The organism is Dankookia rubra (assembly GCF_004355005.1).
Taxonomy (GTDB): Bacteria; Pseudomonadota; Alphaproteobacteria; order Acetobacterales; family Acetobacteraceae; genus Paracraurococcus; species Paracraurococcus ruber_A.
Genome location: NZ_SMSJ01000084.1, coordinates 1 through 22562, shown reverse-complemented (window position 1 = coordinate 22562; position 22562 = coordinate 1). Strand labels below are relative to the sequence as shown.

General features: G+C 70.5%; 22 protein-coding genes. 10 read left to right on the top strand and 12 right to left on the bottom strand.

Going from position 1 to position 22562, the window contains the following annotated elements:
* Positions 1–526: 526 nt before the first annotated feature.
* Positions 527–1729, bottom strand: coding sequence for an MFS transporter (locus E2C06_RS29545; protein WP_133292172.1), 1203 nt, complete (start codon positions 1727–1729; stop codon positions 527–529).
* A gap of 54 nt (positions 1730–1783) precedes the next feature.
* Between E2C06_RS29545 and E2C06_RS29540 the strand changes: the two genes are divergently transcribed.
* The 5 genes from E2C06_RS29540 (at position 1784) to E2C06_RS29525 (ending at position 4305) form a co-directional block, all read left to right on the top strand.
* Positions 1784–2146, top strand: a complete 363-nt coding sequence (locus E2C06_RS29540) for an ArsR/SmtB family transcription factor (protein ID WP_133292171.1) — start codon at positions 1784–1786, stop codon at positions 2144–2146.
* Positions 2143–3210 carry an ACR3 family arsenite efflux transporter gene (gene arsB, locus E2C06_RS29535; RefSeq protein WP_133292170.1) on the top strand — a complete coding sequence of 356 codons (1068 nt, stop codon included), beginning with the start codon at positions 2143–2145 and terminating at the stop codon, positions 3208–3210. Before E2C06_RS29540 ends, arsB begins: the two co-directional genes overlap by 4 nt.
* Positions 3203–3376, top strand: coding sequence for a hypothetical protein (locus tag E2C06_RS38015; protein ID WP_165982744.1), 174 nt, complete (start codon positions 3203–3205; stop codon positions 3374–3376). The genes arsB and E2C06_RS38015 overlap by 8 nt, the downstream gene beginning before the upstream one ends.
* Positions 3373–3927, top strand: a complete 555-nt coding sequence (locus tag E2C06_RS29530; RefSeq protein ID WP_133292169.1) for a hypothetical protein — start codon at positions 3373–3375, stop codon at positions 3925–3927. The genes E2C06_RS38015 and E2C06_RS29530 overlap by 4 nt, the downstream gene beginning before the upstream one ends.
* A 144-nt stretch (positions 3928–4071) precedes the next feature.
* Entirely contained in the window at positions 4072–4305 is a 234-nt protein-coding gene (locus E2C06_RS29525) for a hypothetical protein (RefSeq protein WP_133292168.1), read from the top strand.
* Between the two features lie 233 nt (positions 4306–4538).
* On the opposite strand, the gene E2C06_RS29520 is transcribed toward E2C06_RS29525, so the two are convergent.
* From E2C06_RS29520 to E2C06_RS29495, 6 genes are all read right to left on the bottom strand, one after another.
* Positions 4539–5525 carry a branched-chain amino acid ABC transporter permease gene (locus tag E2C06_RS29520; protein WP_133292167.1) on the bottom strand — a complete coding sequence of 329 codons (987 nt, stop codon included), beginning with the start codon at positions 5523–5525 and terminating at the stop codon, positions 4539–4541.
* On the bottom strand, positions 5522–6376 hold the full coding sequence (locus tag E2C06_RS29515) for a branched-chain amino acid ABC transporter permease (RefSeq protein WP_206664748.1): 855 nt from the start codon (positions 6374–6376) through the stop codon (positions 5522–5524). The genes E2C06_RS29520 and E2C06_RS29515 overlap by 4 nt, the downstream gene beginning before the upstream one ends.
* A gap of 2 nt (positions 6377–6378) precedes the next feature.
* On the bottom strand, positions 6379–7146 hold the full coding sequence (locus E2C06_RS29510; RefSeq protein ID WP_133292165.1) for an ABC transporter ATP-binding protein: 768 nt from the start codon (positions 7144–7146) through the stop codon (positions 6379–6381).
* On the bottom strand, positions 7143–7895 hold the full coding sequence (locus E2C06_RS29505) for an ABC transporter ATP-binding protein (protein WP_241671536.1): 753 nt from the start codon (positions 7893–7895) through the stop codon (positions 7143–7145). The genes E2C06_RS29510 and E2C06_RS29505 overlap by 4 nt, the downstream gene beginning before the upstream one ends.
* A 2-nt stretch (positions 7896–7897) precedes the next feature.
* Positions 7898–9232: an ABC transporter substrate-binding protein gene (locus E2C06_RS29500; protein WP_133292164.1), complete on the bottom strand. Its 1335-nt coding sequence runs from the start codon at positions 9230–9232 to the stop codon at positions 7898–7900.
* A 175-nt stretch (positions 9233–9407) separates the two neighbouring features.
* Entirely contained in the window at positions 9408–10712 is a 1305-nt protein-coding gene (locus tag E2C06_RS29495; protein WP_241671535.1) for an RsmB/NOP family class I SAM-dependent RNA methyltransferase, read from the bottom strand.
* Positions 10713–10772: 60 nt separating this feature from the next.
* Here E2C06_RS29495 and E2C06_RS29490 point away from each other — a divergent pair, with 60 nt between their 5' ends.
* Entirely contained in the window at positions 10773–12452 is a 1680-nt protein-coding gene (locus tag E2C06_RS29490) for an ArnT family glycosyltransferase (RefSeq protein ID WP_241671534.1), read from the top strand.
* Positions 12449–13048 carry a DedA family protein gene (locus E2C06_RS29485; protein ID WP_133292161.1) on the top strand — a complete coding sequence of 200 codons (600 nt, stop codon included), beginning with the start codon at positions 12449–12451 and terminating at the stop codon, positions 13046–13048. The genes E2C06_RS29490 and E2C06_RS29485 overlap by 4 nt, the downstream gene beginning before the upstream one ends.
* A 436-nt stretch (positions 13049–13484) precedes the next feature.
* Here the strand turns inward: E2C06_RS29485 and E2C06_RS29480 are convergent, their stop codons facing one another.
* The 4 genes from E2C06_RS29480 to E2C06_RS29465 all read right to left on the bottom strand — a co-directional run bounded on the left by E2C06_RS29480 (position 13485) and on the right by E2C06_RS29465 (position 17810).
* The gene (locus tag E2C06_RS29480; protein WP_133292160.1) at positions 13485–14267 is read right to left on the bottom strand and encodes a hypothetical protein; all 783 of its coding nucleotides are present in this window, start codon (positions 14265–14267) and stop codon (positions 13485–13487) included.
* Between the two features lie 399 nt (positions 14268–14666).
* Complete coding sequence (locus E2C06_RS29475; protein WP_133292159.1) at positions 14667–14987, bottom strand: hypothetical protein; 321 nt, start codon at positions 14985–14987, stop codon at positions 14667–14669.
* Between the two features lie 314 nt (positions 14988–15301).
* Complete coding sequence (locus tag E2C06_RS29470; RefSeq protein ID WP_133292158.1) at positions 15302–16339, bottom strand: cyclase family protein; 1038 nt, start codon at positions 16337–16339, stop codon at positions 15302–15304.
* Positions 16340–16424: 85 nt separating this feature from the next.
* Positions 16425–17810 carry an aminotransferase gene (locus E2C06_RS29465; protein ID WP_133292157.1) on the bottom strand — a complete coding sequence of 462 codons (1386 nt, stop codon included), beginning with the start codon at positions 17808–17810 and terminating at the stop codon, positions 16425–16427.
* A 109-nt stretch (positions 17811–17919) separates the two neighbouring features.
* On the opposite strand from E2C06_RS29465, the gene E2C06_RS29460 reads away from it, so the two are divergent.
* Together E2C06_RS29460 and E2C06_RS29455 are read left to right on the top strand one after the other, a co-directional pair.
* Complete coding sequence (locus E2C06_RS29460; protein WP_133292156.1) at positions 17920–19008, top strand: TRAP transporter substrate-binding protein; 1089 nt, start codon at positions 17920–17922, stop codon at positions 19006–19008.
* Between the two features lie 139 nt (positions 19009–19147).
* The gene (locus E2C06_RS29455) at positions 19148–20368 is read left to right on the top strand and encodes an MFS transporter (protein WP_133292155.1); all 1221 of its coding nucleotides are present in this window, start codon (positions 19148–19150) and stop codon (positions 20366–20368) included.
* Positions 20369–20389: 21 nt separating this feature from the next.
* Here E2C06_RS29455 and E2C06_RS29450 read toward each other — a convergent pair whose 3' ends face one another.
* Positions 20390–21172: a Crp/Fnr family transcriptional regulator gene (locus E2C06_RS29450; protein WP_206664747.1), complete on the bottom strand. Its 783-nt coding sequence runs from the start codon at positions 21170–21172 to the stop codon at positions 20390–20392.
* A gap of 484 nt (positions 21173–21656) precedes the next feature.
* Between E2C06_RS29450 and E2C06_RS29445 the strand changes: the two genes are divergently transcribed.
* On the top strand, positions 21657–22310 hold the full coding sequence (locus E2C06_RS29445; protein ID WP_133292154.1) for an HD domain-containing protein: 654 nt from the start codon (positions 21657–21659) through the stop codon (positions 22308–22310).
* The last annotated feature ends 252 nt before the right edge of the window (positions 22311–22562 follow it).

Below are 22562 nucleotides of genomic sequence, written 5' to 3'. Positions count from 1 at the left end.
TCGGGCACATGCGCAGGCTATCGAAGCTGCCCGACCGCGTTCGCAGCTTCTTCGGGCACAAGACTTTTCGCTACGCCGCCTGATTCAAGATCGCCCAGGCCGGATCAATAACTGCGGGAGGTCCGGCTCGGTCTCGATCCGGCGGTGGAGGCGACGCCGGCCCTGGCCCCGTTGATCGACCCCGATCTGCACAGCTGCGGCACCGTCCGCCCGCATGGCGAGGCCGCGTTGCGCCACCCCGAGGCGAGGTTCTGGATTGCCGGCATGAAGAGCTATGGCCGCGCGTCCACCTTGCTGCTGGCCACCGGCCACGAGCAGGTGCGCAGCATCGCCGCGGCGCTGGCCGGCGGCTCTGGAGGTTCACCTGGACTTGCCGGAGGCCGGCGTCTGTTCGACGGACCGGCCAGTGGCCGTTCCGGCAAACGGTTGCTGCGCGCCGCAGCCGGTGCCGGCGGCCGCCTGCCGCGACGCGAAGATCGTGGCGGCAGCGCCGGCCGCTGGCCGGAACGGCTGCTGCGGCTGAGCCTCAGGCGGCCCGGCCGAGCCGGCGCAGGACGGCCAGGCCCAGCAGCGTGACCAGGGCCAGGTGGCCGAAGCCGAGCGCCCAGCCGAGCGTGCCGGGCCCGGCCAGGTCCAGCGCCACGCCGACTCCAAGCGGGCCGAGGAAGCCGCCGGCATACCCGCACATGCTGTGCAGCCCCATGGTCGCCCCGCGCCGTCCCGGCGCCGCGGCCTGCACCGTGCCCGCGGTCAGCGCCGAACTGTCGAGATAGATCGCGGCATTCCAGGCGATGACGCAGAGCGCGGCGAGCGGCGCCGAGACCAGGCCTGACCAGCCCACCAGCAGCGACAGCAGCGCCGCCGCTCCCATCGCCGCCGCCACCACCCGTGCCCGGCCGAAGCGCTGCGCCGTCTCGTTGCCGGAGATCGACACCGCGATCCCGGCCAGCCCGGCGGCGGTGAAGATCGCGGTCGGCCCGGGCAACCAGGCAGGCGCGCCATGCCGGTCGATGGTGGCCGCGAGAAAGGTCACCGCCCAGGCACGCAACGCCGCCAGTTCCCAGGTATGTACCGCGTAGCCGGCGATCCAGGCCATGGCAGCGCGGTTGCGGAAGACGGGGCGGAAGTCGAGCAGCGCCCCTGGCGGCGGGGCCTCGGCGGGCCGGCGTGGCGGTTCCGCCGGCATCACCGCGGCGCCGATCGCGCCGGCGGCCAACGCCGCGACGCCGCCGAACAGGAAAGCGGCGGCGGGGCCGGCCAATGCCTCGATCCCGCCGGCGACGGCGAAGGAGGCCGCGCCGGCGATGCCGACCCCGGCGGCATGCCAGGTGACCGCGCGCGACTGGGCCGCGCCCTCCAGCCGGTCGGCGATCGCCTTCAGCCCGGGCATGTAGCAGCCGGCCCAGCCGATGCCGGCCATGGCGCGGAGGACCAGCCCGGTCCAGAACCCGTCTGCCAGCAGGGCGAAGCCGAGATGCGAGGCCACGGTCAACCCGGTGCCGACCAGGTAGACCCGCCGCGTCGCAACCCTGTCGGTGAGCGAGACCAGCACCGGCACGGCGACCACATAGGCGGCGAAGAAGGCACCAATCAGCCAGCCGGCCTCGGTCGCCGTCAGCGACCAGCGGTGGATGTAGCCGGGCAGCAGCGCCGGCAGGGTGAAGGCGCCGATCTGGGCCAGCACCTGCGCGGCGACGATGGCAGCCACGAAGCGGGTCGTCCCGGACATGGCACGAGATTAGATCAGGCTTGTCCGGATCCATCATTCTGGCATTCTGGAAGTATGGATGAGACTGCCGCCGCCGAGGCCTTCGCCGCCCTCGCCCAGGAGACCCGCCTCCGGGTCTTCCGCCTGCTGCTGCGGCACGGTCCGGCAGGGCTGCCGGCCGGGGACATCGCCCGCCGCGCCGGCACCCCGGCCAACACCATGTCCACCCACCTGGCAGTCCTCAGCCGCGCCGGGCTGGTCCAGGCCCGGCGGGAAAGCCGCCAGGTCTTCTACGCGGTGGAACTGACGGGTATCCGTGCCCTAGTCGCCTTCCTGGTCGAGGATTGCTGCGGTGGCCGGCCCGGTGCCTGCGCCCCGCTGCTCGATGCCGCCCTGCCGCTCGCCTGCTGCGGGCCGGTTACCGGAGACCGCGCATGAGCGATGCCGCAACCCGCCGCCTGTCCTTCCTCGACCGCGGCCTGACAGTCTGGATCTTCGCCGCCATGGGGCTGGGCATCGCGCTCGGCAGCCTGGTGCCCGGGCTGCCGGCGGCGCTCGACGCGCTCTCCCTCAACGGCACCAACCTGCCGATCGCCGCCGGGCTGATCCTGATGATGTATCCGCCGCTGGCGCGGGTCCGCTACGAGGCACTGCCGGCGGTGTTCAAGGACCGCCGGGTCCTGCTGCTGTCGCTGGTGCAGAACTGGATCATCGGGCCGATGCTGATGTTCGGCCTGGCGGTGGCCTTCCTGTCCGACCGGCCGGACTACATGACCGGGCTGATCCTGATCGGCCTCGCCCGCTGCATCGCCATGGTGCTGGTCTGGAACCACCTGGCGCGCGGGGACGCGCAATACGTCGCCGGTCTCGTCGCCTTCAACAGCATCTTCCAATTGCTCTTCTTCGGCGCCTATGCCTGGTTCTTCATGGGCGTGCTGCCGCCGCTGGTCGGGCTGGAGGGGCGCGTCGTGCAGGTTCCTTTCGGTACCATCGCCGGCGCGGTGCTGCTCTATCTCGGCGTACCCTTCGTCGCCGGTTTCCTGACCCGGCGCGTGCTGACCGCGCGGCATGGCGAGGCCTGGTATACGCAGCGCTTCCTGCCGCGCATCGCGCCGATCACCCTGGCGGCGCTGCTGCTGACCATCGTGGCGATGTTCACCCTGAAGGGCGGCGAGGTGCTGCGCCTGCCGCTGGATGCGCTGCGCATCGCGCTGCCATTGACGATCTACTTCCTGGTGATGTTTCTCGTCTCCTTCGCCATGGGCCGCTGGATCCATGCCGACTACCCGCGCACCACCGCCATCGCCTTCACCGCCGCGTCGAACAATTTCGAACTGGCGATCGCGGTGGCCATCGCCGCCTTCGGGCTGGCGTCCCCGGTTGCCTTCGCCACGGTGATCGGGCCGCTGGTCGAGGTGCCGGTGCTGGTCCTGCTGGTCGGCGTGGCGCTGCGGCTGGGCAAGGCCTGGTTCCCCGGAGACGCGGTGCCGGCGCGTGGCTGAAGCCCGCGACGTCACCGTGGTCGGCAGCGGGCAGGTCGACCTCGCCGCGGGCTACTTCCTGGGCCGCACCGCGATTTCCTTCGCCATCCTCGATGCCGGAGAGGCGCCGTGCGGCGTCGGGCGGCATGCCCGGGACCCGCTGACGCTGTTATCCCCGGCGCAATGAAATCCGCTGCCGGGCTGGCCGATGCCGGATACGGCTCGGTGACGGCGATCCGTCCCGCGATGCCATGTGCTGTTCGGACGCGCACCGCCCGCCGGCAGGTCGAGTGCGAAGGCCTGCCGCCGCCGCCGGAACAGGGCGGGCTGGGCGACGTGGCCGCGGCCGCGCCGGGCCGGGAGGACCGGTTTCGCGGCGCGTGCGGCAGCCTGCGTCCCCTCGCCCGGCTGGAAACCGATGCCGCGGCCTGGCCGGACCGCACCCCCATCGCGGCCGATGCGATCATCCGCCGCACCGGCTTCCGCCCCGCGCCCGGCCGCCTGGCGCCGCTCGGCCTGGCCCAGCCGGACGAAAGGGTGGTGGTTGGGCCCGTGGCGCGGGCCCTGGCCGAGCCGCGGCTCTTCTGGCTGCTCGGCTACGGCAATTGGACCGGCTTGGCCTTGGCAACGCTCGCCGGCGTCACCCGGGCGATGCGGGAGGCAGCGCAGCAGGTGGCCCAAGCATCCGGCCGATCCGGAACGGTCATGCGGATCTCAGCCGCGGCCCGCACCCTTTGACCGATCTGCAATCATGGAACCGCACGACCTCGCCTTCGCCCCCAGCCCGACCTGCCGCGCGCCCTTCTGCCTGCGGGACCGAGCGGGCTGGCAGCCGGGGCGTTCGCCGCCCGGCTGGACGTGCCGGCTTCGACGCTCGCCTTCGTGCGCACCCTCGATCAGGCGAGGCTGGTCGGCGCCAAGCGGCAGGGCCGCAGCCCGATCCATGCGGTGCGCGTCGCCCAACCGCGCGGGCTTCTCGCCGTCCTGACCGATGCCCGCTGCGGCGATCTCGGCCCCTATCTCAACCCTGCTCTGCCGGTGAACGGCGCTAGGCCGCCGCTCCCCTTTGCCCTGCGCTTCTCCTCTGGACCCGCAATTCCCGCCGCTCGAGCATGACAGGGGCGCCTCGCCGCCTGCTGGTCCGCCGGGTCAGACTCCTGCCGGACGGGCCGCTGCCAGCGGTGATGCAGCCGCTGGAGGTGTAGGGCCGTAACGTCTCCGGCCTGCTCCATGGCCAAGGCGGGCTGGTCTCCGCCTTGCTGGGCTTGGCAGGCTTGCTGGCGACCTGCTGGGCGGTCACCTCCGCCTTGCCGCTGCGGGCCGATGTCGCCGGATGAGGGGAGCGGCGTTCAGGCCGTCGCCTCTCCCACCGCCTTCTTCGCTGCGGCCGGCTTGGCGCGCCGTTCGAACATCCCGGCGATGCCGCGCGGCAGGAACAGCATGAAGAGCACCAGCAGCAGGCCATAGACCAGAGGCGCCGCGCCGGTGAACTCGGTGCCGAAGCCGATGCGCAGCCCTTCCTCCAGCCCGATGGTGATGGCGGCACCGATGGTCGGGCCGAAGGGCGCATACATCCCGCCGGCGATCGCGCCGAAGACGATCTGCAGCGAGATGCCGAGGCCGGCCAGCGATTCCGGGTTCAGGTATTGCCGGTACTGCGCGGTCAGCGCCCCGGCGGTCGCGGCCAGCGCCACCGAGATCACCGTGACCTTCATCTTCTCCCGCGTCACCCGGATGCCGATCGAGGCCGCGGCGTCCTCGTCCTCGGAGATCGCCGCCAATGCCTTCGAGGACATCGAGCGGTCGAGCAGCCGCCAGGCCAGCAGGCCGGCCGCCCAGGCCACCAGCGAGAGCCACCAGAAGCCGGTCTTGTCGAACTGCATCGCCAGGAAGCCGCCGCCCGGCGCCGCCTGGGCCGGCGTCATGCCGAGCGAGCCGCCGGTGATGTCGCGCATCGCGACGATCAGGATGCGGACGATCTCGCCGGCCGCCAGCGTCACCAGCGCGAAGTAGTGCCCGACCACGCGCAGCCGGAAGGCCGGATAGCCCAGCAGCATGCCCATCAGCACCGCAACGACGACGCCGACCGGGATGCCGATCCAGGGCGTCAGGCCGATGCTGTTCCAGAGGATCGCCATGGTATAGGCGGCGGCGCCGAGAAAGGCGCCATGGCCGAAGGAGACCAGGCCGTAGCGCCCCATCATCGCCCAGCCGGTGCCGGCCAGCGCGGTCAGCACCATGGTGATGAGGACATGCATGACATAGTCGGGCGGCGAGAGCAGCGGCAGCGCCATCAGCGCGGCCAGCGCCACCGCCGGCAGGATATAGTCCTTCATCGCGCGAAAAGCCCCTGCGGCCGGACGAACATGGTGACGATGAAGAAGGCGAAGGCGATGACGTAGGAGAATTCCGTCGTCCCCCAGAAGCCGCCGACCGAGATGATCAGCCCCATCAGGAAGGCCGCGAGGAAGCCGCCCAGCATGTTGCCGAGGCCGCCCATGACGCAGATCATGAAGGTGATCGGCCCGAAGGACAGGCCGACGAAGGGATGGACGTCGAGCTGCACCACCAGCAGGCAGGCGGCGAGCCCCGCCAGCGCGCCGCCGACCGCGGACGCAATCAGGTAGATCCGCCGGGGATCGACGCCCATCAGCGGCATCACCTCCCGGTCCCGCGCGATGGCGCGGATGGCGGTGCCGACATAGGTGAACTTGAGGAAGGCCCAGAGCACGCCGGCGCCGAGCAAGGCGGCGCAGAAGGCGGCCAGCTTGGTGCCGCTGACGAAGACCTCCCCCACCTCCATCGGCGGCATGTCGACGCCGAGCGAGCGGAACTCGGTCGAGAAGACCAGGGTCGCCGCGCCCTGCAGCACGAAGAGCACGCCGCCCGTCGCCAGCACCTGGTTGATCGGCGGCGAGGTCAGCAGCGGCCGCACCACCAGCAGGTGCAGCAGCAGGCCGAAGACCGCGATGATCGGCAGGCAGGCGGCGAAGGCCAGCCAGAGCGGCCAGCCCGCCTGGGTGTAGAGGAACCAGACGGCATACATGCCGACCATCACCAGCTCGGCGTAGCAGAGCCAGACCACGTCGACGACACCGAAGACCAGGTTCAGCCCCAGCGCCGGCAGGGCGAAGACGCCGCCGAGCAGGATGCCGTTGACCAACGCTTCGAGGAAAAACGGATCCAAGCTCAATGCCCCCCGAGATAGCTGCGGCGGATGGCCGGATCGGCGGCCAGCTCGGCGGAACGCCCTTCGGCGGCGACGCGCCCGGTTTCCAGCACATAGGCGCGGTCGACCACGCGCAGCACCTGCGCCACGTTCTGCTCGACGATCAGCACCGTCAGCCCCTCCTGCCGGATGCGGCGGACCAGCTCGAAGACCTGCTGCACGACGATGGGCGCGAGGCCGGCCGAGGGCTCGTCCAGCAGCAGGATCTTCGGCCCCGACATGAGCGCACGGCCGATCGCGCACATCTGCTGCTCGCCGCCCGACATGGTGCCGGCCAGCTGGTGACGGCGCTGCTTCATCTTCGGGAAGAGCTCGTAGACATGGTCGCGCCGCGCGTCGAAATGCGCCCGCGCCGCCCTGGTGAAGGCGCCGACCTTGAGGTTCTCCTCGACCGTCAGGTGCGGGAAGAGCCGGCGGTTCTCCGGCACATGGGCGATGCCCAATCCCGGCAGCTCGTGCGGCGGCACCTGGGTCAGGTCGCGGTCGCCGTAGCGCAGCGTGCCGGCACGTGGCCGGATCAGGCCGGAGATGACGCGCAGCAGGGTGGTCTTCCCCGCGCCGTTCGGCCCGACGACCCCTACCGCCTCGCCCGGCTCGACCCTGAGGCCGACGCCGAACAGCGCCTGGAAGTCGCCATAGCCGGCCTGGATGCCGGAGAGTTCCAGCGTCGCGCCCCCTGGTGCGCGGGCCGGCGTCCCGCCGGCGGGCATGGACAGTGCGGCACTCATGCTGCGCGGGTCTCCGGCGGGCCGAGATAGACCTCGGCAACCTTGGGGTCGTCCTGCGCCTCGGCGGGGGTGCCCTTGAAGATGACCGCGCCGTGGTCGAGTACGACGACGCGGTCGACGACCGACAGAAGCACGCCCATGATGTGCTCCACCCAGACGATGGTGATGCCGCGCTCGTCGCGGATGCGCTTCAGCATCTCGGCCGCCTGGCGCATCTCCCCGGTGTCGAGACCGCCGAGCGATTCGTCCGCCAGCAGCAGCTTCGGCTGCGTCGCAAGGGCCCGGGCCAGTTCCAGCTTCTTCAGCCCGGCCGCACCCAGCCCATGTGCCGTGGCCTGCGGGTCGTCCGGCAATTGCGCCAGCCGCAGCGCATCGCGCGCGCGCCGTTCGGCCTCCGGCTTGTCGATATGCCCGCCGGCGCCGAAATGCGCCGCCAGCATCGCGTTCTCCAGCAGCGACAGGCCGCGGAAGGGGCGCGGGATCTGGAAGGTGCGCCCGATGCCGCGCCGGCAACTTTCGTCCGCGGTGAGTCCGGCGATCTCCTCACCGGCCAGCCGCACCGACCCGGCGGTCGGCTTCAGCATGCCGGCGATGCAGTTGAAGGTGGTGGACTTGCCCGAGCCGTTCGGCCCGAGCAGCCCGAGGATCTCGCCCTGCGGCACGCTGAAGGAGACGGCGTCGACGGCGGTGAAGCCGCCGAACTTCTTCGTCAGACCCTCGACCTGCAGCAGCGGCGTCGCGCCGCTCATGCTCAGGACTTCAGCGCATAGGGGTTCTCGGGCGGCAGCGGCATGACCGGCTCCCGGCCGATCTGCGAGGGCCAGATCACGTGCGACTTGGCGTTCTCGAACTGCATCACCACGCAGATGCTGCGGGCATTCTGCCCCGCCATGACGTCCTCGGGCGGGTTGAACTTCACGCCATAGCCCTGGATGGTGCCGCCGAGCGGGATGTCCACCTGCAGCGCCGCCTCGCGCAGCGCATCGGCGCTCATGCCGCCGGTCTTCCGCACTGCCGGCTTCAGCACGTGCTCGAGGAAGATCCAAGTGTTGTTGAAGCCCATGGAGGCATGCGGCGGCAGGTCGCGCACCTGGTACTTGGCCGAGTACTTCTCGACGAAGGTCTTGGCCAGGTCGGCGACGCCGGGCTGCAGCTTCGACCAGTCCAGCATCTGCGTCGCCGCCGGATCGGCGTTGCACATGAACTCGATGTCCTTGCCGAAGGTGTCCCAGAGCTTGTCGATCTGCGACCAGCCGGCGCCATGGCCGAACAGCATCCGGAACCGCAGGCCGCCCGAGCGCGCCTGGCGCAGGAACAGCGTGATGTCCGGGTTGTAGCCGACCTGGTAGACGATATCCGGCCGTTCCCGCCGCAGCTTGGTGACCAGGGTCGAGAGGTCGGGCGTCGTCGCCGAATAGGCCTCCTTCAGCACCAGCGGCATGTTGCGCTTCTTGGCATTCGCCTCGATCGCGCCGGAGACGCCGGTGCCGTAGGGCCCGTCCTCGTAGATGCAGGCGAGCTTCACCTTCTCGGGCGGCATGCCGAGCTTCTTCGCCGCCTGCTCGGCGACGACCGAGACCGTGCCTTCCGCATACTGGTCGGAATGCACGGTCGGGCGGAAGACGTAGCGGAAGTTCTTGTCCTTCAGCACCGCGGTCGCGATCGCCGAGGTGATCCACATGATCTTCTTCTGCGCCTCGAACCGGCCCGACAGGGGGACGGCATGGGCGGAGGAGTAGATGCCGGTGACGACCTCGAGCTTCTCCTGTCCCAGCAGGCGCTCGGCCTCGTTGATCGCGACATCGGCCTTGCTCTGGCTGTCGGCCGAGACGCCGACGACGGGGCGGCCATCGACGCCGCCGCGCTCGTTGAACAGCGCGATCGCCAGCTCGCCGCCCTGGAACAGGGGGACGGAGCCTGCGCCGGCAAAGGGGCCGGAGAGGTCGGTGAGGATGCCGACGCGAAGCGGGTCGCCGCCGCGGGCGGGGGCGGTCTGCGCCCGCGCCGTGGCCGGCACGCTGGCGGCGATGCCGAGGCCCGCCCCGGCCTGAAGAAGCGTACGGCGCGATGACCCGCTGTTCGGCATTCCTGTATTCCTTCCCTGAGCCCCGGGCCGCGGCATGCGGGGAGCGGCGGGGGAAGGTGCGCGGCGCGGGGATGGCCCGGCTGTCCCGCTTTTCCCCGCCGTGCCTTGCTGCGCGCGGCTTATGTATTGCGGGAAGGAGAAACTGCCGGCGCCACCGCGTCAAGCGGCAGCGGCATCAGGGCTTGCGGAAACGCGCCGCGAAGAAGCCGTCCATGCCGCCGCGATCTGCCCAGAGGTCGGGGCGGGTGCGCAGCGTGCCGGCGGGGGTGATCGCCTCGGCGAGGCTTGGCAACTCCTCCGGCCGCACCGGATCGACCGCGAGGCCGAGCGCCGCCGCGGCGGCCAGGTGCGCCTCGCCCTCCTCGGCCTGCAGCGAGCAGGTGGCGAGCACCAGCCGGCCGCCCGGCGCCAGCCGGCGCGCCGCCGCCGCCAGCAGCGCGCGCTGCAGCTCGGCCATGGCGGGGATGTCCTTGGCGCGCTTCAGGTAGGGCACGTCGGGGTGCCGGCGAATGGTGCCGGTGGCGCTGCAGGGCGCGTCCAGCAGGATGGCGTCGAAGCTGGCGCCGCCGGCATCCCACTGTACCGCATCGGTGACCACGACCTCCGCCGGCAGTTGCAGCCGCGCCAGGTTCTCCCGCAGCCGCGCCGCCCGCTTCGGATCGCGCTCCACCGCGGTCACCGCCCCGCCGGCGGCGGCGAGCTGCGCGGTCTTGCCGCCCGGCGCGGCGCAGAGGTCCACCACGCGCTCCCCCGGCCGCACCGCCAGCAGCCGCGCCGGCAGGGCGGCGGCGGCGTCCTGCACCCAGAAGGCGCCCTCGGCGAAGCCGGCCAGTTCGGTGACCCGGGTTCCGGCGGGGTAGCGCCAGGTCCCGGTCGGCAGGACCTCGCCGCCCTCGGGTGCCGTAGCGCCCGGCTTCAGGCTGAGGTCAAGCGGCGCCTCGGTCCGATGCGCCGCGGCGATCGCCCGCACCGCCGGCCCATAGGCGGTGTGCCAGGCGGTCCAGAGCCAGCCCGGGGTGTCGCGCCGCTCGGCGTCCAACCCCTCCAGCGCCGCCGGCCCGGCCTCCGCCACCTTGCGCAGCACCGCATTGACCAGCCCGGCGAAGGGCGCGGGGACGAGATCCACCGCGCTGCCGACCGCGGCATGCGCGGGGGTGCCGAGCAGCAGCAGCTCCGCCGCGCCGATCCTGAGCGCGTTGCGCACGGTCTCCGGCGGCTCCTTGCGCAGGAAGGGTTCCAGCACGGAATCGATCGACCCGGCCCGGCGCAGCACCGCCGCGGCGATGCGGTGGGCGGCGGCCTTGTCGCGGGGCGATACGGCGGCGCCCGGCCGCGCCTCCCCCTTGCCGCGGACGCGGTGCGGCTTGCCGTCGGTGGGCAGCGCGTCCAGCGCCTCCTCCAGCGGGCGGTGGCGCAGGATGACGGCGTCGAGCAGGGCGGCGGCGGCGCGCCTTGCGGGGCTTTGCGGAGGATTGGCCATGAAGCCGGGCTTTATGGCCCCCGGGCGCCGCCCATGCTAGTCCGCGCGCCCATGCATCTCATGGCGCCATCGCGTACCGACCGCTCCCTCGGCGCCCTGCCGGAGGCCCTGCAGCGCCGGCCGCGGCTGGCGCTGGTCCTGCTCTGCCTCGCCTTGTGGCTGCCGGGCTTCTTCACCCTGCCGGCGACCGACCGGGACGAGGCCCGCTTCGCCCAGGCGACGAAGCAGATGCTGGACACCGGCGACTACGTCCGCATCCGGGTCGGGGAGGAGGAGCGGAACAAGAAGCCGGCCGGCATCCACTGGCTGCAGGCGGCGTCCGTCACGCTGGTCGAGGCGGCGCATCTCGGCACCCGCCGCGACATCTGGGCCTACCGCATCCCGAGCCTGCTGGGCGGCATGCTGGCGGTGCTGGCGACCTTTCACTGGGGACGGTCGCTGGTGGGCCGGCGGGCCGCCCTGCTCGGCGCCGGCATGCTGGCCTCCTCGCTCGTGCTGGTGGCCGAGGCGCATATCGCCAAGACCGACGCCGCGCTGCTGGCGACCGTCACGGCCGCCATGGGGCTGTTTGCCAAGGCCTACCTGCGGCCGGGGCATTTCACCGCCCGCGAGGCCGCCGACTTCTGGCTGGTGCTCGGCGCCAGCATCCTGCTGAAGGGCCCGGTCGGGCCGATGGTGCCGCTGCTGGCCGGCATCACCTTGGCCGTCGCCGACAAGGGCGCGCCCTGGCTGCGCGCGCTTCGCCCCGGCTGGGGCCTGCCGCTGATGGTCGCCGCCGCGGCGCCCTGGTTCGTCGCCATCGGAATCGCCACCGAGGGCCGCTTCTTCGAGCAGGCGGTCGGCGGCGACATGCTGTCGAAGATCGGCAGCGGCGAGGAGAAGCATGGCGGCCCGCCGGGCTTCTACCTGCTGACCTTCGGCATCGCCGCCTTCCCCGGCGCCTGGATCGTGCTCCTCGCCCTGCCGACCGCCTGGCGCGACCGGCTGAACCCGCCGACCCGCGTCCTGCTGGCCTGGATCGTGCCGTCCTGGCTGGTCTTCGAGGCGGTCTCGACCAAGCTGCCGCACTATACCCTGCCGATGTATCCCGCCTTGATGCTGCTGGGCGCTGCCTGGGCGATGGACCCGCTGCGCCGGCTGCCGCCCCGCTGGTGGCGTTGGTTCGCGCTGGCGGCGCTCGGGCTGGCGGCGCTCGGGCTGGCGCTGGTGGCGGGAGCAGCCGGGTGGTTCCTGCAGCGCCACGCCTTCGGCCTGGCGCTGCTGGTGCTGCTGCCGGGCGCGCTGCTGGTCTGGGTCGTGGCGCGCAACGCGGCGCGCGGCGCCTGGGGCCGCGCCGGGATGCTCGGCGCGCTGCTCGCCGTGCCGCTCTATGCCACGGTGCTGGAAGGCGTGGCGCCGCGGCTCGAGCCGCTGTGGATCGCGCCGAGGCTGGCGGCGGTGCTGCAGGACCGGGCGCCGGGCCTCGCCTCGCGCGATTTCGGCATCACCAGCCATTCCGAACCTTCGGTCCTCTTCGCGGTGGGCGGCGAGACCAGCCTGCTGCGGACCGGCACGGATGCCGCCCGCTTCCTGGCCGGCGGGCCGGGCCGGGTGGTCGCGGTCGGCGATCGCGCGGAGCGTGACTTCCAGCGGGAAGTTGCGGTATTGGAACTACCGTTGCAGGAGATCGGCCAGGTCACCGGCTTCAACTACACACGGGGACGCTGGATCACCCTCATGCTCGTCCGGCGCGCATCTTGATCGACTGGGTCACCGGCCTCGTCGCCGCGGGCGGCCTGTTCGGCGTCTTCGCCCTGATGCTGGCGGAGAACCTGTTCCCGCCGCTGCCCTCCGAGATGGTGATCCCGCTCGCCGGCTTCGCCGCGGCGCGCGGGCAGATGTCGCTGCCCGGGGTGATCCTGGCCGGCGTCGCCGGTTCGCTGGTCGGCAATGCCGTCTGGTTCGAGCTCGCCCGCAGCTATGGGGCGGAGCGGGTCTACCGCATGATCGACCGCCTGCACCGCTTCACCCGGCTGGGGCGGGAGGAGATCGGCCAGGCCGAGGCGGCGCTGCGGCGCAACGGTCCGGCTGCGGTCTGCATCGGCCGGGTGATGCCCGGGCTGCGTACCGGGATCTCGATCCCGGCCGGGCTGATCGCCCTGCCGCGGAGCGTCTTCTATCTCTGGACCACCATCGGCACGGCGATCTGGACCGCCGGGCTGGCGCTGGCGGGCTACCTGCTGGAGGACAGTTTCCACCTGGTCGGGGAATGGGCCGGCCCGGTCGGCGCTGGCCTGGCGTTTTGCGTGGTTGGGCTGCTGGGATGGCAGGTCTGGAAGGCGCGGCGGCGCGGGTAATACCTGACGCACGACGTTCCGACCCGTGGCCCGCTGGGCCGAGGCGCGGGATGGCGCCCGCCGCCGATGCGGCGAAGCCAAGCCGTGCGGCGGCACGGCGCCCGGCGTCCGAGGGGCACGAAGGCAGACCTTCGTGCGCGCGGCATAAGACATGATACGCCAGACCACCTCTTCGCTTTCCGCTGGTCGGGCGGCCGCTGCGCAGTGGCGCTGTCTTGGTGCCCGCCTGTGAAATGGTGACGAGGCTGATTGGGCGGGCTCATCCCGTCCTTCCAGCCGAGGCCGCCATGCGGAGCCCTGCCGATCGCGGTCGGATTGAAGCTGGCGACGTCGACGATGCACCGATATCCGCGCAGTTGCCTGACCACGATTTCGCAGACGGGCTGACAGGAGGCCGCCCGCACTGCCCTGACCTAGCAACGCCTATCGCAGCGCTCTAGGTAAGCAGGTAGTAGTTGCCCGTACTTGCGCCGAACCCGCCCACGTCGAGGAAATATACGCCGTCGTATGGTGCGGTGAAGTCAATATGCGAGTTTCGGTTGTATGCGTCTGTATCATCGTTGTACGCCAACAGCTGAGTTCCGCTGCTGTTCCAGATGCCAAGCGTTGGATCGTCGAGCGGCTGGTTCGTCCCGGGATCCAGCCAGGGCGCGCCCGTGCTTATGACTCCGAACTCGTGGTGGGTCCCTGCGTACGAATAGAACGAGTACCAGTCCTGATCGAGCGCATCATGTATGTTGCCCGGAATCCCTCGCGAAGGGAGCGCGCCAGCGTAGGTGGACGCGTTGCCCGGTATTTCGTGCGCCGTGACCTGGTAGCCGCCAGTGGCGCTCGTCCCGGCGTTGGGAGCCGGGGATGCACCGGCACTCAGGAAATACACCCCATCGGCGACGGGACTGAAGGTGAGCAGCGCGTTCGAAATGCCCCCGAGGGGAGAGTCATCGTTGTAATCCAGTTGCTGCGTGCCGCTGCTATCCCAGAGGCTGAGCGTTGGATCGACGCCGAAACCCGTGTTCTGGAACTGATATTCCTCACCTCGATGCAGAAAAATCCCGAACCAATCTTGATCACCGGCTACATTGATTGATCCGAAATCAGTAGCTTCGCCGTTTGGCCCAGGACCGATCGACAAGGAATGCTTGGTTGACACGTTGTCGGGAATCGTATCGAAGAGGAATTCTCCTTCGAAAATGGAGACTGGTGGGATTTCGAAATCCAATGGCATTTGTTTCCTCCGAAAATAGATTATTCTGTGTATCGTTTTTCCTGTTTTGGAAATCAAGCCAACCAAGGTGCTCCGTTCGAGGAGCCTAATCGCCTAAGGCACTTTCCTGACGAGCGATTGCATCACCCAAGACATGAAATATCAAATACACTTTCTACGAGCGCCGCAGGTGCATTGACAATCTTCTCCGCAATTGACTGAATTAAAATGTATTATAAATATTTAGTTTGGAAAAAATATATCAAGGATTAATTTTCAGAACACCGTGATTAGTTTGAGAATTTTTACTCCGAGGAAAATCCACAAAGAGTATATTTTTGAAAAAATTGAATGAGGATGGGCCGCTACGATCTTCTCCAGTGCAAGTAACTTGAGGAATACTTTCTTTATGCGTTAGGTCAGACACGCGACCTTCTGCACGCACGCGCAAGCTACCAGACCGCGACTCATCGCACTGTGCGCAGCATCACTGCAGCCTTCCAATCGGCTAGCCTGAAACCCCGTTGGCGGACGATCGGGATGCGGAAGGCGGTGCAGCATTGGACGGATCGAGGCCGGGGTGAACATCGCTTCGGCAATCCCGGGCAGTGCCCGGTGATCCTTGGACGGCCGTCGCCAGCGGCCAAACCAGCCGCGCGATCCCCCGATGATCCAGCGGCGCGGCCGCAGGACGAAGCCGATGGTGCCCGCGGCGCGGCGGAGGATGGTCAGCACCGGCCATTCCGGGCAACAGGCGAGCAAGATTGTAGATGCTGTCGGCGAACACGACCCGGACCCAGACGTAGGGCGGCTTCAGCCGCTCCAGCAGGTCGCCGAGGCCGGAGCCTGCCCTAAGCCGAAATTCTCAACCAGCGCACGATCAGCCGGCGTCCACATGGCGGTTTCCAAGCCGGAAACCGCCCACAATGCGGCCCGAGGAGTCAGGATCAGCCCGTCAGCCCCGTGTCATCACCCCCACGTCACGAACGGGGTCATGGAAGAACAAATGAGGGGTCCGGGGAGAATGCCTCCTCCCCGGCCTTGCTTGCTCAGCGGATGGCGATCGGGTTGATGATCGCCTGCACCGCCCCTTTCAGCAGCGGCTGGCCCAGCACGAAGAGGAACTCCTTCGCCTGGTCGCGCGCCAGGGCGCGGGTGTCCATGACCTCCAGGATATGGATGCCGTTCTTCGCCAGCAGGGTCTGGTGGCCTTCCCAGATCCGGTTCGGGTTCTTGAAGGGTACCGCCTCCACCCCCCAGGTATCGGCGCCGACGGCGACGACGTTCAGGCTGGCGAGGTACTCCGCCGCGCCGTTGTCGATACCGGGCTCGCCGCGGCCGAAGCGGGCGGGGTCGCGCTCCAGCAGCTCGACCCAGCCGGTATGGATCAGCACCACATCGCCCTGCCGCACCTCGACGCCCTGCGCCTGCATGGCGGCGCGGAGCTCGTCGGCGGTGATAATCTCGCCCTCCTCCAGCATCGGCTTGTTGCGGGCGCGCGCCATGTCCACCAGCACGCCGCGCGTGACCGTCGGCGGGATGGTCTCGACGCCCAGCTTGGTCACGCCCGTGGTGCGCATGAAGTCGCGCGCGTGGTTGCCGTTGTAGAAGGTGTTGTCGATGCCGAGATGGGCGAAGCTGTCGATCTGGCTGCCGACGCCGAGCCAGCCGGTGAACATGTCGTCGGCATAGGACATCTTGTTCTCGGACGGCCCTGTCGCGCCGGGCACCAGGGCGCCGCCGAACTGGTCGGGCATCATCACCGTGACCGCGGCGCTGCGCGGCGGGAAGGCCGGCGTCTCGCGGCCGACCGGCACGCCGAGCCGGTAGACCTGGCCGCGGGTGACGAGCTTCGCCGCCTCCAGCACCTTCTGCGGGGTCAGCAGGTTCATCGCGCCGATCTGGTCGTCGGCGCCGTACTTGGACGGGAACCAGTTGCCGCCCGGGGCCGCCGCCGGCCTTGGTGCCGTGGTCTGGGCCGGCGCCTGGGCCAATTGCGTCGGGCCATGTCCATCAGACGGATGCGCCTGCCCCGCCCAGGGCAGCAGCGCCAGGGCAGCCGCGGCCGCCACGATCGATCCCCGCATTCGCGTTTCCTCCGCTTCTTCGCTCCCGGCCGGAAAGCACCGGCCAGGAGCGAATACTAAGAAAACCGAAGCGGTGAAGTCCCGCCTATTCGGCGGCCAGCCGGCGCTCCTGCAGCTCGGCCCAGGCGGCGTCGAGCCCGGCGCGGAAGCGCCGGCACATCTCGCCGATCTGCGCCGCGGTGATGATCAGCGGCGGGGTGAAGGCGATGCGGTCGCCGATGGCGCGGACGATGAGCCCCGCCGCGTGGCACTTCTCCTGCACCAGCAGCCCGACCTTGGCGCCGGCGGGGAAAGGCTCCTTCTTCGCCTTGTCCGCCATCAGTTCGACGCCCGCGATCAGCCCGACGCCGCGGACGTCGCCGACCAGCGGATGGTCGCGCAGCGCCCCTAGCCCGTCGAGGAAGGCGGGCGAGACGGCCTGGACATGGCCGACCATGTCGCGCTCCTCGTAGATTGCCAGGGTCTCGAGCGCGACGGCGCAGGCCACGGGATGCCCGCCATAGGTGTAGCCATGGCCGAAGCTGCCGTTGCGCTTGCTGCCTTCCAGCAGCGCGGCATGGATCGCATCCGAGATCAGCAGCGCCGAGAGCGGCTGGTAGGCGGCCGTCAGCTGCTTGGCGCAGCTCAGCATGTCCGGCTGGATGCCGTAGGTCTCGCAACCCCAGTAGTGGCCGGTGCGGCCGAAGCCGCAGATCACCTCGTCGGCGACGAAGAGGATCCCGGCCTGCTTCAGGATCGGGACGATCGCCTCGAAATAGCCGCGCGGCGGGGTGATGGCGCCGCCGCCGCCCTGCACCGGCTCGGCGAAGAAGGCGGCGATGGTGTCGGCTCCCTCACGGTCGATCAGCGCCTGCAGCTCCGCCGCCATCCGCTCGCTGAACTGCTCCTCGGTCTCGCCCGGCAGGCCGGCGCGGTAGTAGTTCGGGTTCGAGATGTGCAGGAAGCGGTCGCCGAGCGGCAGGTCGAAATCGGCCTGCATGTGCGGCTGGCCCGACAACGAGGCGGTCGCCACCGTGTTGCCGTGGTAGCCGCGGATGCGGCCGATGATCTTCTTCTTCTGCGGCCGCCCCGTGACGTTGTGGTAGTACCAGGCCAGCTTGATCGCGGCGTCGTTCGCCTCACTGCCGCCGCACTGGAACATCGCGTGGTTGAGGCCGGGCGGGGCGATCGCGGTCAGCTTCTCCGCCAGCCGGACGCTCGGCTCGTGCCCCTTCTGGAAGAAGGTGTGGTAGTAGGGCAGCGTCAGCAGCTGCCGATAGGCGGCCTCCGCCAGCCGCTTCTCCGAGAAGCCGAGGCTGGCGCACCAGAGGCCGGCCATTGCCTCGATGTACTCCTTTCCCTCGGTGTCCCAGACATGCACGCCCTCGCCGCGGGCGATCAGCACCGCGCCGTCCGCGGCATGCGCGCCGAGGTCGGTCTGCTGGTGGACCATGTGGGCGAGGTCGGCGGCGTGCAGGCTGTTCGGGCGCATCGCGGGGAACTCCTATCCGGCGGGCGCAGGCTATCGCCACCGCCAGGGCTCGCGCTAGCCTCTCCCGGCGATGGGCGCGCCAAGACGCCCGTCCGGGAAGGGACCGACCATGGACAGACGCTTCGTATTGAAGGCCGCCGCCCTGCCGGCGGCCGCCACGGGCCTTGCCGCGCCGGCGCTGGCGCAGGGCCGCCCCAAGGTCACCTGGCGCCTCACCTCCAGCTTTCCCCGCAACCTCGATACGCTCTACGGCGCCTCGACCACCTTCGCCCGCATGGTCAGCGAGGCGACCGACGGCGATTTCACCATCCGCATCTTCGCCCCCGGTGAGATCGTCCCGGCGCTGGAGGCCCGCGACGCGACCTCGAAGGGCTTCGTCGAGGCCAGCTTCACCGCCTCCTCCTATTCCATCGGCACCGACCCGGCCTTCATGTTCGGCACGGTGCTGCTCTTCGGGCTGAACAGCCGGCAGCAGATGGCCTGGCTGTATGAGATGGGCGGCAACGACAAGCTGAACACCCTGCTCTATGCCAAACACAACGTGCTCTGCTGGCCGCTGATCAGCACCGGGGCGCAGATGGGCGGCTGGTTCCGCAAGGAGATCAAGTCGCCGGAGGACCTGAAGGGGCTGAAATTCCGCATCGGCGGGCTGGCGGGCCATGTCTTCTCCCGCCTCGGCTCGGTGCCGCAGCAGATCGCCGCGGGCGACATTTACCCCTCGCTCGAGCGCGGGACGATCGACGCCGCCGAATGGATCGGCCCCTATGACGACGAGAAGCTCGGCCTCTACAAGGTCGCGCCCTACTACTACTACCCCGGCTGGTGGGAGGGGACGGGCATCCTCTCGCTCTTCGTCAACAAGCAGAAGTACGAGGAACTGCCGCCGGCCTGGCGCAGCATCCTGCAGACCGCGGCGGCGGCGACCACCTCGCTCGGCCTCGCCAAGTACGACGCGGTGAACCCGCAGGCGCTGAAGCGGCTGGTGGCCGGGGGTGCGCAGCTGCGGGCCTTCCCGCAGAGCGTGCTGGACGCCTGCTACGACGAGACGATGCGGATGCACGAGGAATATGCGAAGGCCGACCCGGTCTATGCCGAGATCTTCCGCGACATGACCGCCTTCAAGCAGGACGCCTACCAGTGGCTGCAACTGTCGGAATACACCTTCGACAGCTACCAGATCCGCCGGCTGCGGCGCTGACGCCCGGTTCGAGCCATGCCCGGGGCGGGACGCTGCCCCGGGGTCCCGCCGCTTCCCCGGGCGCGGCCGCGCGTTGATCCTGGCCTCCCCGCCGGGGCGCCCCATCTCCCGGCCAGGCAAGATCAGGGAACGCCACCCGATGGACAGCACGACCAGGGAGAAGAACGGGACCTGGGCCCCGGCCGAAGTCCGCACGCTTGGCCTCGTCTCCGCCGCGCACCTGGTCAGCCACCTGCACATCCTGGTGCTGCCGCCGCTGTTCCCGCTGCTGCAGGCGCGGCTTGGCGTCGGCTTCATCGAGCTCGGCCTGGCGCTCACGCTGTTCAACATCGTCTCCGGCGTGGTGCAGGCGCCGATGGGCTTCGCGGTGGACCGCTTCGGCTCGCGCCGGGTGCTGGTGGCGGGGCTCTTCCTGGGGGCGGCGGCCTTCGTCGCGCTCGGCCTCTTTCCGACCTACCCGATGCTGCTGGCCGCCGCGGCCGCGCTCGGCCTGGCCAATTCGGTCTACCACCCCGCCGACTACGAGATGCTGTCGCGCGGCATCGGCGAGACGCGGATCGGCCGCGCCTTCTCCATCCATACCTTCGCCGGTTATCTCGGCGGCGCGCTGGCGCCGGCCCTGATGCTCGGCGTCTCGGCCTATGGCGGGCTTTCGGCCGCGCTCTTCGCCGCCGGCGCGATCGGCGCTGCGGTGGCCCTGCCGCTGGCGCTGGCCGCCGACCCGGCCCCGGCGCCGCGCGCCGCCGCCAAGCCGAAGGCCGCCAAGGGGGCCGCGTCGGTCCTGACCCCGGCGGTCATCATGCTGACCGCCTTCTTCGCCCTGCTCAGCCTCTCGACCGGTGGGGTGCAGAACTTCTCGGTGGCCGCGCTGGTCAGCGGGCATGGGGTCGATTTCGGCCTGGCCAATGTCGCGCTCAGCGCCTTCATGCTGCTCAGCGCCTTCGGCGTGCTCGCCGGCGGGGTGGTCGCCGACCGCACCAGCCGGCATGGCGATGTGGCGGCGATCGGGTTCGGGCTGACCGGGGCGCTGGTGGCGCTGGTCGGGCTGGTGCCGCTCGGGCCGCTGGCGCTGGTCGCGGCGCTGGGCGCAGCGGGTTTCCTCACGGGCATGATCATGCCGTCGCGCGACATGCTGGTGCGCGCGGCGGCGCCGCCGGATGCGGTCGGCCGGGTCTTCGGCATCGTCACCACGGGCTTCAACATCGGCGGGACGGTCGGGCCCATCCTCTACGGCAGCCTGATGGACCACGGCCAGCCGCTGCTGGTCTTCGCCGCCTCGGTCTTCTTCATCGTGGCGACCATGGCGATGGCCCTGGTCGGCGAGCGGCGGGCCAGGCGCCCGGTCGCCGCGGCGGAGTAGCGCGGCGCAGCCAGGGCCGGGTCAGCCCTTCGGCCTGCCCCTGCCGGCATCTCCGGCGATCGGCTTGCCCTTGCCGGCATCGCTGGCCAAGGGTTTGCCCTTGCCGGCATCCCCGGCCATGGCCTTCCGCAACCCCTCGCGCAGCGCGTCCGGCTGCGGCAGCAGGATGCTCTGCCGCGACTTGGTCGCCAGCCCTTCGCGCGTCAGGTTGGTGAGCTCGCGCGACACCGCTTCCCGCCGCGCGCCGATCCGGGCGGCCAGCACGTGTTGCGCCGGAGGGGGCGTGATCCGCAGCTGTCCGTCCTCGCGCGGCCGGCCGAGCCGCAGCAGCTCGGCCACCAGCCGGTGCCGTACCGGCAGCACCGCGAGTTCGACATTGCGCGCATCGAGCAGCCGCAGCCGCCCCGTCAGCAGCCGCAGCAACAGCAGCCCGGCCGAGGGCGTCTTCAGCACCAGGTCGAGAAAGGTCGCCCGCGGCAGGCAGCACAGCACCGAGCTATGCACCGCGGTGACATTGGCCGAGCGGCTCTGGCCGTCGATCGCCGCCATCTCGCCGAAGATCTCGCCGGCGCCCGCCTCGCCCAGGATCACTTCCTGGCCGCTGGCGGAGTGGATGGCGATCCGCACCGTGCCGGAGATGATCAGGAAGACCTCGTCCGAGGTGTCGTCGTAGTCGATGACCACCTCGCCCGGCTGCACCCGCCGCCAGCGCGCCAGGCGGGACGCTTCGGCCAGCAGGGCCGGCTCGACATCCCGCAGCATCGGGAAGCGGGTGAGCCGTTCGTCGTCGGGGCTCTGCGCCATGGGGCACGCACTCTCGTTTCATCGGACAGGAAACGTCAGGGCCATGCCGGATGCAAGCCGCGCTGTGCGGCAGCGCACATCGCGGGACGTTTCGTAGGCGGCATTCTCGTTGCGGATAACGATGTACATGGCGCGACGCCGGTGGCTGAGACCTTGAGCCGCGTGCCGCCCGGTACCGCGACCCGGAGCGTCCGGCCGAAGCCACCGGACGCGCCGGGCCGAAGACCGCCGCTTTAGCCATTCTAAGCGGATTGTTAGTAACGTTTCGTTTCTTGTGGTTGATGGTGCCGGAGCCCTACCCCGTCGCGGCAATGCCAAGGACCGCCACGCCCCTCACCCGGCGGCATGCGGACAGGAGTGGAAAGAAAATTCCCGCGAGCGATCTCCCAGCCGACGGCCGGGACCATGTGCAAGGCCGGAGACCGCCGGTCAGCGATGCCCGCCGGCACGATGCCGGCGGCGGCGCGCCAGCCCGGGTGACGGCATGAACCGGCCGCGCGGCTTCCAGTCCCTGCTCGACACCGTCGACCTGCCGGCCGATATCCGCACCGACCTGCTGCGGCGGATGGCCGCCCCCTGGCGCGGCTACCACGGGCTGCGACACTTGGCCGTGCTCTGGGCCCGGCACCTGCGCTTCGGCCGCACCGGGCCGATGCGGCGGCCGCAGGTGGCCCGGCTGATCGCCGCCGCCATCCTGTTCCACGACGCGGTCCTGGTCCCCGGCGCCGAGGACAACGAGGCGCGCTCGGCGGCGCTATGGGACCGGGCGGCGCGGCGCCTGCGCGGCTTCACCGCGGCCGAGGTCGCCTGGGTCGCCGGCACCATCCGCGCCACCGCCGACCATCTGAACGCGCCCCTGCCACGCGGTCCGGGCGGCGCCGCGCGGCTCTGGCTGCTCGACCTCGATCTCAGCCCGATCGGCGAGGAGCCGACGGTCTTTGACCGCAACGGCCGCGGCCTGCGGGCCGAGGCACGGCACCTGGACGACGCCGCCTTTGCCACGGCGCAACGCGCCTTTCTGGCGCGCATCGGCGAGGCGCCCCGGCTGCTGCGCCACCCGCAATTGCATGCGGCCTTCGAGGCGAAGGCGCGCGCCAATATCGGCCGGGAACTGCGCCGCGGCGGGGCGCGGCACTGAGGCCGCGCGTCCCCGGCTGCCGCCGCCTGCCTTCGAAGGCGGACGCGGCACCGCCATGGGCCATGGTTTTCAGAGCAGATTCAGGTGTCCGGGCGTTCACGCCCTTCCGCCACCTGCTCTAGCGCGTGCGCGCGGGGGCCGAGACCCCGCCGCCGCCACCGCCGCCCACGAGCGCCGCGGCCAGTGCCGCCGCGGCGGCCAGCGGCACCAGCGCGGCCGCCGTGGGCAGCGTCGGTTCGGCCGGCGGCAAGG